We start from the raw sequence: 15,770 nt of genomic DNA, 5'->3' as shown, positions 1-15,770 counted from the left end.
TTTTTCCAAGGCTGGCGGCCAGTGCCTCCGTCTCAGGTCTCGATATCGACCTGAAGGGACGAAGATGCCTCGCTACCTGCTTGCTTCCACCGCGCTCCTCGCACTGGCGACCGCCGCTCATGCCGAGGACGTGACCACCAAGAAGACCACGCCTCTCCTCACCTCCACGATCAAGAACGGCGCCGCCGACGCGATCAACATCACCAAGGACGGCTCGGTCGTGCTGACCTCCGGCACCGCGGTGACGATGGACAGCAACAACAACGTCGCCAATGCCGGCGCGATCACCATCGCCAACTCCAACGGCGCGCGCGGCATCGTCGCCAATGCGGGCACGACGGGCGACATCGTCAACACCGGCACCATCACGCTCGACGAACCCTACGCCCCCACCGACGATGACAAGGACGGCGACCTCGACGGACCCTTCGCGCTCGGCTCCAACCGCATCGGCATTCGCACCGAAGGCGATCACACCGGCAAGATCACCCAGAGCGGCACGATCGTCGTCGAGGGCAACGATTCCGCCGGTGTCTCGCTCGGCGGCAAGCTGACCGGCAACTTCACGCATGACGGCAAGACCAGCGTGCTGGGCGACAACGCAGTCGGCGTAAAGGCCGGCCAGATCGACGGCAACGTCCGGCTCGCGGGCACGGTGCAGGCCCAGGGCAAGAACGCTGTCGGCGCGCACTTCGGCGGCGACATCAACGGTGCCATGGTCGTGCAGGGCTCGATCGTCTCGACCGGCTATCGCTATCCCACCCCGCCCAGCGATCCCTCCAAGCTCGACGCCGACGACCTGCTGCAGGGCGGTTCGGCCGTCATCGTCGAAGGCAATGTGACCGGCGGCATCGTGCTCGCCGTGCCGCCCAAGGACAATGACGCCAACAACGCCGACGAAGACGCCGACGGCATCCCCGATGCCACGGAAGGCTCGGCCAAGGTCGTCACTTACGGCAAGGCCCCGGCCATGGTGATCGGCTCGGCCACCAACGACATCGCGATCGGCCCGGTCGCGGGCACCGCCAGCAAATACGGCCTCCAGATCGAGGGCGGCATCGAAGGCAACGGCCTTTACGCGGGGATCGACGGCAACGGCCTTGCCATCGGCGGTCTCGGCGGCGACGTCACGATCGCCAACGGCATCGGCGTCTCCGGCACGGTCGTGGCGACGTCCAAGGACGCCAATGCCACCGCGATCCGCCTCGGCGCGGGCGCCAGCACGCCGCTCCTCCAGAACTCCGGAACCATCGGCGCGGCGGGCGGCAACACCACCGGCGCCCAGACGACCGCCATCCGCATCGACGCCGGCGCCAGCCTGCCGACGATCCGCAACAGCGGCACCATCAAGGCCGTGGCCGCAGGTGAGAACGGTTCGGCCACCGCGATCAGCGACGCCAGCGGCACGCTCAACCTCGTCGAGAACAGCGGCACCATCTCCGCCACCGGCGCCAAGGCAGGTTCCGGCCGCAACATCGCGATCGACCTCTCGAACGCCAGCGGCAGCGTGACGGTGAAGCAGACCCAGGTCGGCGCGGGCTTCACCGCCCCCTCGATCGTGGGCGACGTGCTGCTCGGCGGCGGCAACGACACGGTGGACATCGCCGATGGCACCGTGACCGGCAACGTCATGTTCGGCGCGGGCAACAACACGCTCGCGCTGTCGGGGGATGCGGTGCAGACCGGCAACGTCACCTTCGGCGGCGGCACCGATACCATGACCCTCGCCGGAACCTCGCGCTTCGTGGGCACGGCGGACTTCGGCGGCGGTGCCGACAGCCTGACGCTGACCGGCACCTCGGTCTTCTCGGGCTCGCTGGTCAATTCGGGCAATCTCGCGGTGAAGATCACCGGCGGCACGTTCGACGTGAACAAGCCCGCCACGATCGGCTCGCTCGACGTGTCCAAGGACGGCGTCCTGGCCGTCACCCTGAACAAGGCGGCGGGCCAGGGTTCGGCCTATACCGTCGCCGGCACCGCCTCCTTCGAGGACGGCGCCAAGCTCTCGATCAAGCTGGCCGACGTCTCGACCGCGGAAGGCAGCTACCAGGTGCTGACCGCCGGAACGATCCTCGGCCGCGACAACCTCGAAGCCTCGACCGACCTGGTGCCCTTCATGTTCAAGGCCACCCTCGACGAGGACGCCGCCGCGAACACCGTGGTCGTCGACATCGCCCGCCGCACGGTGGCCGAACTCGGTCTCAACCGCTCGCAGGCGACCGCCTACAACGCGATCTTCACCGCCCTCAGCCAGGACGAGAAGATCGAGGACGTGTTCCTGGGCATCACCAACGGCGACCAGTTCCGCCAGACGGTCGGCCAGATGCTGCCCGACCACGCCGGCGGCTCGTTCGAAGGCATCAGCCTGGGCACCCGCACGCTCGCCCGCCAACTCATGGAACCGACCAACCCGGTCTGGGGTGAAGGCCGCTTCAGCACCACCATGAACCTTTCGTTCTGGGGCAGCGACAAGAAGGCCGGCAGCAGCGCCGCCTACAACCTCCAGGGTTACGCCATGTCGTTCGGCGCCGAGTACCTGACCGGGATCGGCCGGTTCGGCGGTACCTTCTCGTACCTGTGGAACCGCCACACCAGCGGCGGCACCAGCGAGATCAAGTCGAACTCCTTCGAACTCGCCGGCCACTGGCGCGGACAGTTCGGCGCCGTCCAGGGCTTCGGCCGCGCCTCCATCGGCCGTTCGAACTACGACAGCGAACGCCAGTTCATCGGCGCGATCGGCACCGAGAAGGTGAACCGCACGATCAAGGGCAAGTGGGACGGCACCTTCGTGACCGCAGCGGGCGGCGCTTCCTATGAGGGCGGCGGCAGCCACTTCTTCTATCGCCCCGCAGTCTCGGTCGACTACGTGCGCCTGAAGGAAGACGGCTACACCGAGAACGGCGGCGGCAAGGCGCTCGACCTGACGGTCGCCTCGCGCACCAGCGACGAACTCGGCGTCAACGGCGGCGTCACGCTCGGCGTCGACTTCATGGGCATGGAGCGCCGTGACGAGAACTGGTTCCGCATCGAAACCGAAGGCGGCTGGCGCGAAATCGTCAGCGGCGGCATCGGTTCGACGACCGCGCACTTCGCGGGCGGCCAGAACTTCACGCTCGACGGCGACGAAGCCACCAGTGGCTGGTTCGCCCGCCTCCGCGCGATCGGCGGCACGCTGGGCCTGACGATGGGCGGCGAACTCGCCGCCGAGGATCGTCACGGCCGGGTAGACCTCGCGCTTCGCGGCTCGGTGACGATCGGCTGGTAAGCCGCTCAAGGAACGGCTGGAAAAGCAACCGGACCGGCGCCCCAGCCGGTCCGGCTCGCTGCAGGAAAGCGCTGCCCCCCCACCCCAACCCCGCGCCACCCACGGCGCAGGCGCTTTCCAGCCCAGCCTCCGGCCCCGGTCGCCCCCAATGCGGCCGGGGCCGGGTCGTTTCCCGGGGCATGCTCGATATTGCAATCGGGCCGCTACATTCGCGCCCGCACTGAAATCTTCGCGCTAAACGGCGAAGGCAGACAGCCTTCCATGCGCAAGATCTCCCTCGCCCTCATGGCATCGCTCCTGCTCGTCCAGTCCCCCGCCCTGCTCGCGCAAGGAATGGGCGGCGGAATGGGCGGTGAAATGGGCGACATGGGAGGCGGCGGCGGAGGCGGCGGTCCCGGGGGCGGCCCGGATGGCGGGGGCCCCGGCGGTCCGGGCGGCGGCAAGCCCCGCGCGCCCAAGCCGGTCACCCGCAAGCAGTACGACAAGCTCGTCACCGCCATGTTCCGCGAGGCCGACGCCAATCGTGACGGCATCGTCACGATCGACGAACTGCACGCCGTCGTCGAAGCCCGGCGCGAGACCACCATCCGCAGCCGCTTCGCCGCCGTCGATACCGACCGCAACGGTTCGATCTCCCAGGCCGAATTCATGGTCTGGCAAAAGCAGATGGGTTCGGTCGCCTCGAACGAGGCCGGCGCCTTCGGGGACCGCGACGGCCCGATCGCCGACGCCATCCTCCCGGTCGCCGGGGATGGACCGGAGGATTACATGCTTGCCGCCATGATCGAACCGCTCAACGGGACGACGATCGCCCACGCCAACACAAATTACGATGCGGGCGTCTCGCTGGACGAACTGCTGGCTTACGAAGGCAGGAAGTTCGAAGCGGCAGACAAGGACCAGGACGGCGTGCTGTCCATGCAGGAACTGCGTCCGGCGGATCGCGGCGCCAAGGGGCCCGGAGCCGGGGAAGGCCCGGGACAAGGCCCCCGCTTCGGTGCGCCCGGCGGCAAGCCGCCCTGCCCTCCCGGCCAGACCTGCTGACCACCCTGCCGATCACGGCCCACGGCCCCTCCTACCATAGCGGACGCTGCTGAAGGGTGGCGCGCCGGTCACGCAAGATGGCCTCGCGCTGCTGCGGCGTGACAGTCGGCGTATCGGCCGGCAAAGCGCCCCGCAGATCCTTCAGCGCGATCTTGCGGGCGGCGGGCACCGGCTGGCTGGAACACTCCATCCACCGCCCTTGCACCACGCCGGTCCGGTAGCCCGAAGTATCGAGCCAGTTCGGTACGCCGGGATCCTTCGCCGCCACGACCACGCGCAGAACCCCGTCGCTGTCGAGGTGTGTCTGCGCACCGTTGAGGCTGCTCTGGTTATTGTACCAGTCGGTCGTCTCGTAGAGGTCGTTGGTGAGGATCAGTGACTGGTAGGTGCATTTCTCCGGCAGCTTGGTTTCGATCAGCAGCGCCTCATCATCCTTGAGATCGTAAGCACCCTCGAAATAGAACTGGCCCGCAAGGCCGCCCATCTGGCTGAAATCGACGGCCTTCAGCCTGTTCACATAGCCTTCGCCGCGCAGTTTCGCCGGCCGGTCGGCAAGCAGCGGTGCAATGAACCCCGCCGCCACCGGAATACCGCGCAACTTCTGCTCGAGCACCGCCGCCGCCGGGCGCGGACGCACCGCCGGAACATCGAGCCGCTCGATGGAAAGAGTGGGTTCCTTCTCTGCGTTCCAGTCCGATGCGACCATGCGAACGAGCAGCATGTTGGTGGTAGGATCGAGCTGCCACCAGTCCCCGACATGGCCCGGCGGACGCTCGGGACTGAGAATGACGTCGTAGCGCCCCTCGGCATCGACTTTGAGTGCGTTGATGTCGTGAACCGGCCTTGGCGCGCCGAGGTTCACGGAACCCGCCGTCTGCTGGGGCCGAGGGCCCGCCTCCGCTATGCGGGCCTGGTTCATCGAACCTCGCAGGCCCCTCAGGCGATAGATTCCTCCCGGCGCGATCTTCGCCGCGCGGTAATTGGTATCAGCATTGGGCTGGCCGGTCGTGATGTAGTTGTTGATCTGCGGGATGAAGGCCGGATGGTCGGGATCGGCTGCCAGAGCATCGATGGTCGCGGCAGCCACGGCGGAAAGCGCCAGCCTGCCCGCTTCCTGCCGGACCTGCGGATCGCTGCGCTGCTCTGCGGGAATGCGGGCCAGAATGCGGTCCGGCAGATCGCGCAATCCATCGAGAAAGTCGCTCCACCCGGGAACAGTGCTTGCGGGCGCCGGCACCGACGGCGCTTCGGCGCCCGCACCGCCTGCCTGCAAAAGCGCCGCACCCAGAGCGACCAGGGCCACCCCCTTGAACACGGGAACGATACGCATCGGCTGCTCTCCCAAACCCAGGATTAACATTCCCCGCCCCGCACAGTCGGCCAAACTCAGGGAAAGGAGCATCCTATTTCGGGGGACGCCAAGGCCAGCGCCGATATTTGTCGCGATCGAGACGCGCGACATGCTTCGGGACACGAACTGCGCCGCCTATAATGAGCACATGTCCCAAATCCCATGGAACAAAGGCCGTAGATTTAACGCTGTACTAACCATATTTTCGTATTACTGGGCGATGCCACGTTTCGCCGCTCCCGATTCCAGACATGCCGTGCGCGAAGCAGTCCTCACCGCGACAGCCTATTTTGTCTGCGCTTCCATAGCCTTGCAACTGACCCGCTTCGACGGCGGTGTCGCGATCATGTGGCTGGCGGGCGCGCTGCTCTTTGCGAAGCTCTGCGCCACGCCGCGCCGGCGCTGGCTCCAGATCACTCTGGCATGCGTGCCTGCCGGGCTCCTCGCGTCCTTCCTGTTCGGATTCCGGGGACCGGTAGCGATCCCGCTGCCGCTTATCTGCATCGCCGAGGCCCACGCCGCGGCCTGGCTCGTCAGACGATGCTTCCCCCGGTTCGGCCGGTTCGAATCTGTCCCGGAAGTTGCCCGCTTCCTCATCATTGCCGGCCTGATCGTGCCTGCCACCACGGCTTTCCTCGGAGCGCTGTGCGCGCATGTCGCGCGCGACATCCCCTACTGGTCCGCATGGCGGGACTGGTACGCCGGACATGCGCTCGGGCTCGTGGCGTTCGGACCGCCCCTGTTGTTCACCCTGCGCGGAGAAACCCGGCAGTGGATCGCCTCCGCCGGAAACCGGAAACGCGGAGAAGCCACCGGGCTTTTGCTGCTGGTCGCCTTGGCCTCGCTGCTGACTTTCGGCCAGAATCGCATCCCGCTGGTCCTGATCCCGTTCCTGCCGATGGTCGCCGCAACCCTCAGGCTGGGGCGCTTCGGCGCGGTCTCCTCCATCGTGGTCCTTCTGGCGATCGGCCTGCCCTGCTCGCTCGCAGGCAGCGGACCCACCACTCTGCTCCACGTCAGCATGACGCTGAAACTGCAGGTGCTGCAGATCTACTTTGCCTCTATCGTGCTGATCCTCCTGCCGCTGGCGGCCGAGCTGCGCGCCCGCCGCCGCCTGCTGGACCGGCTGCACGCGGTGGAGGCACTGCACCGGCTGGTGCTTGACCGCACGAGCGACATTATCATGCGCCTCGGCTATGACGGCACCCTGCGCTATGCCTCTCCCGCAACCGAACGCGTACTCGGCTATCGTCCGGAAGAGCTGACCGGCAAGGTGATGTTCCATCTCGTCTCGCCCGACGACCTGCCTTCCGTCCTCGATGCACGCCGCCGAGCCCTGGCCAATCCGGACGAAACGGCGATCGTGGAGTACCGGGTCAGTTGCAAGGACGGCGGAGTCGTCTGGGTTGAAAGCCATATGCGCGCCACCATCGACGATGACGGCCGGGTTATGGGCACCGTCAGCATCGTGCGCGAAGTCACCGGCCGCCGAAAGCTCATGGAAGACCTCGCCCACCAGGCCATGACCGATCCCCTGACCGGAATCTACAACCGCCGTATCTTCGACGAAGCCCTCCCCGCCCTGCTCGCCTCGATCCCGGCCGACGGAGTGCTGGGATGCCTTGCCGTCTTCGATCTCGACCACTTCAAGCGGATCAACGACCTGCACGGTCATGCCGCAGGCGACGTCGTACTGATTCATTTTGTAGAGATTCTTCGCTCGTCCGTTCGGGACGGCGATCTGGTCGCCCGGCTCGGCGGCGAGGAATTCGCCGTGGTGCTCGGCGGAATGGAAGCGGTTCAGGCTCGCGTCGTTTGTGAACGGGTTCGTATTCGCCTCGAAGAAGCCGCGATACCCTATGCCGGCGATACCCTTCGCGCGACGGTCAGCGTGGGCATCGCCTCTCTCGTTCCCGGCCAAAGCTGCGAAGAAGCACTCAGGACCGCCGACACCGCCCTCTACAGTGCCAAACAGGCCGGCCGAAACCAGTCCGCGCAAGCGGCATAAGCCGCGGCATCGGGCCAGCGCCTTATAGACCTTCGATCCGCTCGGGAGTGAGGCGACCTCTCATCAGATCGAACATGCCGATCCAGTTCCCTTTGGCCCGGCCCGCACGATCGACCCAAGGTTCGGGCCTCAGGCATTTGACGTGATTGGCCAGGACGTTTCGGATTATCAGCCGTCCGGCAAAGCGCTTCGACATCGTGCCCTTCTTCACCAGGTACGATGGATTTATCACTTGCGAGTAACCGAGCCTTACACCGGACGTGCGCCCGAACTTCACCCCGCGGTGCACACCGGCAAAGGCGAAAGTCTTCACCAGCCTTCCGTGACGGCTGATCGAAGCGGCGAAATCGACGTCTTCCTGCCAGCCATAAAGGCTCAGTCGTTCGTCGAACCGCGCAGAGCCGATGGCAGAGGAACGATAGGCCATGTTGCAACCGTAAAGACCGTCAAGACCTGTCACGATACAGTTCGGACTGAAATTGCGCTCCTCGTGCTGCTCGACCAGTTCCTGCGCATCCTCGAAAGAGATGCCGGCGCCGTTGATGCCATCGCGGATGACATTGCCCGTCGCGCCGACCACTTCGGGATGTGCTATAAAGAACTGCTTGATCTGCTCGATACTGTGCCTTGAGGGCACGAAATCGTCGTCATAGAAGACGACGAGATCATAGGCGCCCTTCAAGGCGTCGAGCGCGGTATTGCGTTGAGCACAGAGCCCCTTGCGCCCTTTCAGAAGCCAGACCCGCTCCGATTCCTCCAGGCCTTCCGGAACATCTGCATCTCCGACCACGGAAAAGACCAGCACGTCGGCCGGGCAGGTCTGCCGATCTATCAGTCCATGGATCTGGCCGATCAGTTCCGGCCGCCCGAGGCTGGCGACGACCACGGCCACCGTGAGATCGCTTCCAAGATCACCGATTATCGCGTTCATGCTCACGATCCTTCATCATGCCGGCCATACGCGCGGCAGTTAGAGCGCCGACGGCCGCTCAAGGTTGCTCGTCCACATGGCGCAGGAATCTGGCGGGAACGCCGCCCACCACGACTTTGGCAGCCACATCCCGCGTGACGACCGCGCCCGCCGCCACCACCGCGCCCCGCCCGATCGTGACGCCGGGCAGGATTATCGCGCCCGCACCGATCCATACGTGATCCTCGACCACGATCGGCGCCGTTACGGGGGCACGGCTCCGCCCCGGCGCGAAGTCCAGTTCGTGCGATCCGGTCTCGAAGGAAACGTTGGGCGCGATCTGCGCAAATTTCCCGATGGTGATCCCACCGCCCGCACCGAAGCGGACATTGGTGTTGAGAAAAGTGCGCGTCCCGATCACGATCATTTTCCCGGCCCCGGGCGGCATGACCGTGACCGGGCCCATGACGATGACTTTTCCCGAGAGTTTGAGCCCTGCAAGCTTCAAGGCGAAATATCGCGCCTTGGTACCGACCTTGCCCCGCGAAAAGTGGTTCGCAAGCCATACGAAGAACGCTTCCCGCATCATGACCCTCACATGGTTGCTGGCCGGGCGGAACGCCCGCCGAACGGCGCGTAGAGTGGCGGCCATCGCGGCGCGCGCTCAAGGCGGGGTGCATCCATTTCCGCTGCAAAACAGACCTTCGCCATTTCGTGCACCAGCTTCGAGAGCGAAGTGCCGCACCGCGGCGGCTACGGCGCGGCAGGGTCGCGATCCGCCGCGCTCGACACCGGTTGCAGCGGCGATCCGGTTTCGACCGCCCAGTCGAAGTCGGTGGAATATTCGAGCTGGACCGGCGCGGCGGCGACCCTGTCATTCTTGATGAGGCGATCGACAGGTTCGAGGATCGGTCTCAGCGGAAGACCCGCCAACCCCGCAATCGCGTGTTTCCGCGAATTGGGATCGTAGGGCCGCTCGCGAGAGAACATGCCGATCTGGAGCAATCCCGCGTCGCGCAGGACTGAAACGGTCAGGACGTATGCCTCGGCGCGTGCCTGAACCGCCGCCGTGCGAGCAGACAGCAAGTCATTCGTGACGTCCAGAACGTCTCGCAAGGTTCGAATGCCCGAAGTCTCCTGGCGCTTTACACCGTCCACCGCCCGCTCCGCGGCTTCCACGGCAGCTTCGTAGCGCGGCAGGGATTCCCCCGCAGCCTTGAGAGAGGTCCAGTCGGACGCAAGCCTTTCGCGCATGTCTCGGCGCGCTTGTTCCACATACTGCTGATCGGCCTGGTTCCGGTCTTTGGCCTCCCGAAGACGGGACGACATCTGCCCGCCGGAATAGAGAGCCATCGTCAGGTTCACACCGGCGGACACCGCCTCTTCACGGTACGTATTCTGGTAAGGCGTGACCGGAACCCGCGCCGCGGAGGCGTAGGCCCGGACCTGCGGCAGCATGTCTGCGCGTGCTTCCGCCACTCTCGCCCGCGATGCCGCTTCGGTGAACTTCGACAGGGCCAGAGCCGGGCTGTGCGTTTCCGCTTCGACATAGAGTGTTTCGAGAACCGGCAGCGCCGGCAAGGCCGGTAGCGGCATGAGGTCTTCGGGATAGTGGCCGACGAGATTGCGATAGCGCGCCGCGCTCACCTCCACGTTGGCGCGAGAGGAAATCACGCGGCCCGCTGCGAGTTCGAGACGGTTCAGCGTCTGATCGAGGTCGGGCGCGGTGGAATCCCGCAGCCGATAGCGTGAGGCGGTAACGTTGCGCTGCTGCAGGAGGAGATCGTAAATCTCCACCGCGACGCCGTAGAGTTCCATGTCGCGGCGGAGCGAGACATAAGCGGCAACCACGTCCGCGATAACCTGCTGGCTGACGACGTCCAGACGGGCCCTTACCGCCATTTTGTTGGCAGCCGCGAAGTCAACACCCGCAGCCAGCCGTCCGGAAGTGAGCAGCGGCTGCGAGAGAAAAAGCGAGGCGCTCGTGGCGAAACCATCCTGTTCCGATGGCAGGATATACCCCCGGATGCGCGCAGACGTGTATTCATGCTGCGCACTGAGGCTCAACGTGGGACCATAAGCCGCCCGCGCCTGCACCTGCCCTTCGTCCGCCGCGCTGGCCAGATCGCGCGCGCCCTCAAGCGAAGGATTATTCCGATAGGCTGCACCAAGAGCGTCCTCAAGAGTATCTGCATGAGCCCTCACCCCCGAGCAGAGGCAAGCCAAAGCGCAAAGCACGCGAATTCTGATCGAATTCACTAAGTAATACCCCCTATATTACGCGGAACTTTTCGGAACGTGCCCGGCGGAAAGCGCCAAAACTGATGCATCGGCCCTAGTTCTCTACAACCCGCCCTGATCTAATGCAGCGCGAGATTGTTCCAGAGAGGACGTAATCATGCAGCTTCACACGCTTCTCGCGATCAAATCGGATCTATCCGGAAGATCGCTTCCGAGGGGCCTTCGTCGCTCTCCGAATTCAATAAGGACATTCCCGTGATCCTTGCCGTCCGGCTCTCTTCCGAACTGAAGACCGCGGTCGCTCCGCTCAGACGTACGCTCCTGCCGATCCTGTTGATCAGCAGTGTCTACAACGTGCTTCTGCTTGCCGGCTCGTTTTTCATGCTGCTTGTCTACGACGACGTTCTGCCCAGCCACAGCGTGCCCTCTCTCGTGAGCCTGCTGGTGCTGGTGATGATAGCCTATGGCTTCCAGGCCCTGCTCGACGTCACGCGGGGCCGGATCATGGTTCATGTCGGCTCGATGTTCATGCGGTCGGTCAGCACGCGAATTCTCGACCTTGTCTCCGAGTTCGAGCTGAACCGCGGCCCCATGCCGCAGGGCACCCAGATCGTCCGCGATGTCGAGACCGTGCGCGGCTACCTCTCCGGCCCCGGCCCGCTGGCGATCCTCGACCTGCCGTGGATCGTGGTCTACCTCCTGATTCTCAGCGTTTTCCACTGGAGCATCGGGCTGCTCTCGCTAATCGGCGTGGCAGCGCTGGTCGCGCTGATGCTGGTCAACAATCGCCTTACCGCGCCGCTCGCGCAGGCAACCGTGCGCGCATCGGCCAGCCGCAGCAATCTCGCCGAAACCACCCGCCGCAATGCCGAAACCATAAAGGCACTGGGCATGGCAAGCGCCAGGCGCATCCAGTGGTCTGCCGCCGAAGCGGACTACCTTCGCGCGAACGACCGCTTTTCCTACATATCCAGCACGATGAGCGGCCTGACAAAGGCCTTCCGGATGTTCCTCCAATCCGCGACCCTGGCGCTAGGCGCCTTCCTCGTGATCGAAGGAGAGGCAACCGGCGGCGTGATCATTGCCGGGTCCATCCTGTCCGCGCGCGCGCTCGCCCCTGTCGAACAGGTGATCGCCAACTGGAAAGGTCTCATTGCCAGCCGTCTCGCGCTCGGCCGCATGCGCGATATCATGGAAGCCATGCCCGACCGGGTGGAGCCGATGGGGCTGAATCGTCCCGGCCGCGAGCTCGACGTCAAGGCACTTTCCTCTGCCCCGCCCGGCACCCGCAGGGTGACGCTCGCGGACGTGACTTTCAAATTGCAGGCCGGAGATGCTCTTGCTGTCGTGGGCCGCAGCGGTTCAGGCAAAACGACACTGGCGCGGGTTCTCTGCGGTGTCTGGCCGATCCTGCGCGGAACGGTGCGCATGGACGGGGCCACGATCGACCAATGGTCTGCAGACGAGATTGCGCGGATCATTGGATATGTGCCGCAATCGATCGAACTTTTCGAAGGAACGATCGCACAGAACATCGCCCGCTTCCAGACACCGCCAGACCGGGATGCCATCCTGAAAGCCGCGCAAGCCGCTGACTGTCACGATCTGATAATTCGTCTCGAAAATGGATACGATCATCTCATCGGCCCTCAGGGCGGAGGGCTTTCAGCAGGCCAGCAACAGCGCATCGCGCTCGCAAGGGCTCTCTATCGCGATCCGTTCCTCGTCATCCTGGACGAACCGAACAGCAATCTGGATTACGATGGCGAAGTAGCCCTCGGTGCAGCGATAGGCCGCGTACGCGAGCGCGGCGGCATAGTCGTGGTCATCGCGCACCGTCCCAGCGTCATTGCCAACGTCAGCCACATTCTGGTGATGAACCAGGGCAAGGTCGAACGCTTCGAGACGCGCGAGGATTTCGAGAAACGCATCCGCCCGCCCGCACCGATCGCCAAACCCGGTCGGCCCACCGGGGAGAGAAGGCAGACAGGGAAAAGTGACGCAGCAACTCAACAGCCCTCAGGCACACAAGCGCGTGAACAAGCCATGGACGACGCCGGCGAGCGAACCGATATTCCTGCGGAGATCAGGGAATGAACCAAGCGGTAGATTTTCTGAAGCCAGCCGAGACGACATCCACACTTGCCGAACCTCCGCCACCTCCGGCGGACGACGCAGGCCTTTCCCGACTGCTCCGAAGAGGAATGATCTCGGTAGCCGTTCTGGTGCTGGGCTTTGGCGGGCTCATCGCATTCCTGCCCATGGCTGGTGCGATCATTTCACCGGGTGAAGTAACGGTCGAAACGCACGTGAAGGAAATTTCACACCCATTCGGCGGCGTAGCGGCTGAAATTCTGGTCAAGGATGGCGACACTGTCCGCAAGGGGCAACCGCTGATCCGGCTCGACAACACAGTTGCCGGGGCCGTTGCGGAGTACACAGGCCTGAACCTGGACCAGCTTGTTGCAAAGGCCGCCCGCCTGCGGGCAATCCAGGATGGCGCGGGCGACGTGACGTTCCCTGCGGAACTGGTCAGGAAAGCAACTCACGACCCGGGAACCAGAGCGGCGATAGAGGATGAGCGGCGCAGCTTCGCCCTCGCCCGCAACGCAAGGCTCGACCAGATTCGCCAACTCCAGGCCCGTATTGCCCAGACCCGCGCGGAAGTGGCGACATTCGCAAGCCAGTCCAGCGCTTATCACCGTCAGGCCGATCTCGTGAGGCAGGAGTTACAACAGACCCGCGAACTCTACGAAGGCCGCCTGACAACTCTCGATCGGCTCAATGCGCTCGAAAGATCGGCAGTCGGCGTGGACGCGCAGCGCTCGACGGCACAATCAGGCATCGTCGAAGCGAACGCGCGAATTGCCGAACTCGGCACCCAGATGGCACTCATAGGCAGTGGCGCTCGAAGCGAGGCGGCGCTGGAACTCGCTCAGGTACAAAGCGCGATTTCGAACCTGCGAAAGGAGGATGCCTCCGCCAGCGATCAGAACGACCGAACAGTGATCCGTGCACCGCAGGATGGCATCGTCGACAAGCTTCAGGTCAGGACCATAGGAAGCGTGGTCCGCCCTGGCGACACCCTGATGGAGATCGTGCCCTTGCGTGATCGCCTGGTCGTTCGCGCACATGTCCGTCTGATCGACATCGACAAAGTCTCGAAGGGCCAGCCGGCAAGGCTGCGCTTCACCGCCCTGAATGCGCGCACCACCCCTGAAATCAGAGGAACAGTCAGCCAGGTCGCGGCAGACCGAACCGTCGACACCGTCACTAATTCCGCCTTCTATCCTGCCACAATCACCATTTCGGACGCAGAGTTCAGGAAGCTCGGAAATGTGCGAATTTCCGTAGGCATGCCCGTGGAAACCTTCATTCGAACCGACCAGAGAACCATCCTGCAATATATTATTAGACCGCTTTCGGACCAATTTCAGCGCGCACTGCGCGAATAGCCGATGTAGTAAATAGACATATTCCCTAAGTCGGTCATCGGACCTTCCCGTTATTCCATACTTATTAATCAAAGAAACGGATCAACGGGCAGCGAACGCATCTGACTGCGCCGGAATAGTAACTGATTTTTCTCATCCTGCATCGCCTTGGCCGCAGCTGCTTCGCGGCGCCCGGGCGCCTGCACGCAGCCGAGGCCTGATCGATGGTTCGTGACGCTATCAGAGGATTGTTGACGTCAGGCATCGTCCTGACGCCAGCCACCTCGTTCGCACAAACCGTTGGCGCAGGCACAACGATCGTGATCGCTCCGGAACTGGATCGCAATGACGTTGCCGGTGCCCGCATCGAACCGGAATACCAACCCCGGACAATCAGGCTCGGCCCGTTTCTTGCGCAGCCGGCCCTGTCGCTGGCATCGGCCTATGCCTCGAACGTCTTCAACAAGGCCGATGCGCGCACGGATGCGGTGGCGATGGTCATGCCCGCGCTTGAGTTGACGGCAGACACCACCCGGCACGAACTCAAGATGACGGCCGCCGGAACGATACGCAGATTCGCACGGTATCAGTCGGAAAACAGTGAAGAATGGGACGTAACTGGGAAGGGGCGCCTCAACCTGTCGCCCCGTCACGCGATCACCGCCACCGCCGATTACGCCCACCTCATCGAACCGCGCAGCAGCGCCGGCACGGCCGCAGATGCCAAAGAACCCGTGAACTATTCGCGCGCCACCGGCAAACTCGGGACCGATCTGGAGTTCGGGAACTTCAGGCTTTCGCCATCTGCAGGCTATCAACAGGTCCGCTATGCCAGCCTGCCGCTTAGTTCCGGGACCAGGATAGACCAGTCGTTTCGCGATGCCAGAACGCTTCAGGGCGAAGTACGGATCAGCTACGATTTCTCCGGCATGGTCGCGGCTTATGCGGCTGCCTCCTATGGTGCCATCCACTCGACCTCCGCGCCGGCGGATATCCGGCGCGATGCCCGCAACACTATGGCCATCGTCGGTCTCAAGGGAGCGCTGAGCCCCGTTGTCACGGGAGAAATCGGACTGGGCTATCAGTCGCGCAGTTTCGAACTGCCCATCTATCGCGACTTTGCCGGATTCACGTTCAGGGCCGACATGCAGTGGTTCGCAACGCCGCTGCTTACCTTGCGCGCGCAGGCCAACCGGATCTTCCAGAACAGCGGCGACCGCTCCGTAGCAGGCATCCTGACCGACACCTTCCAGGTCAGCGCCTACTACGATCCACTGCGCAACTTCAGGATCGCGGCAAGCACCGCTCTCGAACGGGGCCGCTACCGTGAGGTCGATACACGGACCACGCGCGGAATGGCCCGCCTCAACGCCCAATACCGCATGAACCGGGGCATCTCGCTGGGTGCCTACGTCTCGCTCCTTCACCAGGAGGTCCGGGGGACCCCGCTGGTGAGCGAGTTCACCGCCCTCAACGCGGGGATCGGCATCACCATCACGCCATGATCAGGCGAACTC

At 64.2% G+C, this 15,770-nt stretch carries 10 protein-coding genes; 6 read left to right on the top strand and 4 right to left on the bottom strand.

Annotation, left to right across the window (positions count from 1 at the left end):
- The first annotated feature begins 64 nt into the window (after positions 1-64).
- Both ACLIMP_RS07090 and ACLIMP_RS07085 read left to right on the top strand, forming a co-directional pair.
- Positions 65-3,265 (top strand): autotransporter outer membrane beta-barrel domain-containing protein, encoded by a 3,201-nt coding sequence (locus ACLIMP_RS07090; protein ID WP_324698432.1) that lies wholly within the window; start codon positions 65-67, stop codon positions 3,263-3,265.
- A 261-nt stretch (positions 3,266-3,526) separates the two neighbouring features.
- Positions 3,527-4,309 (top strand): EF-hand domain-containing protein, encoded by a 783-nt coding sequence (locus ACLIMP_RS07085; RefSeq protein WP_324698430.1) that lies wholly within the window; start codon positions 3,527-3,529, stop codon positions 4,307-4,309.
- Between the two features lie 31 nt (positions 4,310-4,340).
- Here the strand turns inward: ACLIMP_RS07085 and ACLIMP_RS07080 are convergent, their stop codons facing one another.
- On the bottom strand, positions 4,341-5,639 hold the full coding sequence (locus tag ACLIMP_RS07080) for a hypothetical protein (protein WP_324698428.1): 1,299 nt from the start codon (positions 5,637-5,639) through the stop codon (positions 4,341-4,343).
- Between the two features lie 277 nt (positions 5,640-5,916).
- On the opposite strand from ACLIMP_RS07080, the gene ACLIMP_RS07075 reads away from it, so the two are divergent.
- A complete protein-coding gene (locus ACLIMP_RS07075) occupies positions 5,917-7,668 on the top strand; it encodes a sensor domain-containing diguanylate cyclase (protein WP_443478134.1) in 1,752 nt (583 codons plus the stop codon).
- A 22-nt stretch (positions 7,669-7,690) separates the two neighbouring features.
- Here the strand turns inward: ACLIMP_RS07075 and ACLIMP_RS07070 are convergent, their stop codons facing one another.
- From ACLIMP_RS07070 to ACLIMP_RS07060, 3 genes are all read right to left on the bottom strand, one after another.
- On the bottom strand, positions 7,691-8,599 hold the full coding sequence (locus ACLIMP_RS07070) for a glycosyltransferase family 2 protein (protein WP_324698424.1): 909 nt from the start codon (positions 8,597-8,599) through the stop codon (positions 7,691-7,693).
- Positions 8,600-8,657: 58 nt separating this feature from the next.
- The gene (locus ACLIMP_RS07065; RefSeq protein ID WP_292636229.1) at positions 8,658-9,230 is read right to left on the bottom strand and encodes an acyltransferase; all 573 of its coding nucleotides are present in this window, start codon (positions 9,228-9,230) and stop codon (positions 8,658-8,660) included.
- 101 nt (positions 9,231-9,331) lie between these two features.
- Positions 9,332-10,783 carry a TolC family protein gene (locus ACLIMP_RS07060; RefSeq protein WP_324698421.1) on the bottom strand — a complete coding sequence of 484 codons (1,452 nt, stop codon included), beginning with the start codon at positions 10,781-10,783 and terminating at the stop codon, positions 9,332-9,334.
- A 291-nt stretch (positions 10,784-11,074) separates the two neighbouring features.
- Here ACLIMP_RS07060 and ACLIMP_RS07055 point away from each other — a divergent pair, with 291 nt between their 5' ends.
- The 3 genes from ACLIMP_RS07055 (at position 11,075) to ACLIMP_RS07045 (ending at position 15,758) form a co-directional block, all read left to right on the top strand.
- Positions 11,075-12,916, top strand: a complete 1,842-nt coding sequence (locus tag ACLIMP_RS07055) for a type I secretion system permease/ATPase (RefSeq protein ID WP_324698419.1) — start codon at positions 11,075-11,077, stop codon at positions 12,914-12,916.
- Positions 12,913-14,274 carry an HlyD family type I secretion periplasmic adaptor subunit gene (locus tag ACLIMP_RS07050; protein WP_443478133.1) on the top strand — a complete coding sequence of 454 codons (1,362 nt, stop codon included), beginning with the start codon at positions 12,913-12,915 and terminating at the stop codon, positions 14,272-14,274. The genes ACLIMP_RS07055 and ACLIMP_RS07050 overlap by 4 nt, the downstream gene beginning before the upstream one ends.
- A 230-nt stretch (positions 14,275-14,504) precedes the next feature.
- On the top strand, positions 14,505-15,758 hold the full coding sequence (locus ACLIMP_RS07045) for an outer membrane beta-barrel protein (protein WP_443478132.1): 1,254 nt from the start codon (positions 14,505-14,507) through the stop codon (positions 15,756-15,758).
- The last annotated feature ends 12 nt before the right edge of the window (positions 15,759-15,770 follow it).

It is taken from the genome of Novosphingobium aeonii (assembly GCF_052279045.1).
Taxonomy (GTDB): domain Bacteria; phylum Pseudomonadota; class Alphaproteobacteria; order Sphingomonadales; family Sphingomonadaceae; genus Novosphingobium.
Note: the sequence above shows the minus strand (reverse complement) of the source record. Positions and strands in the feature narration are given on the sequence as shown.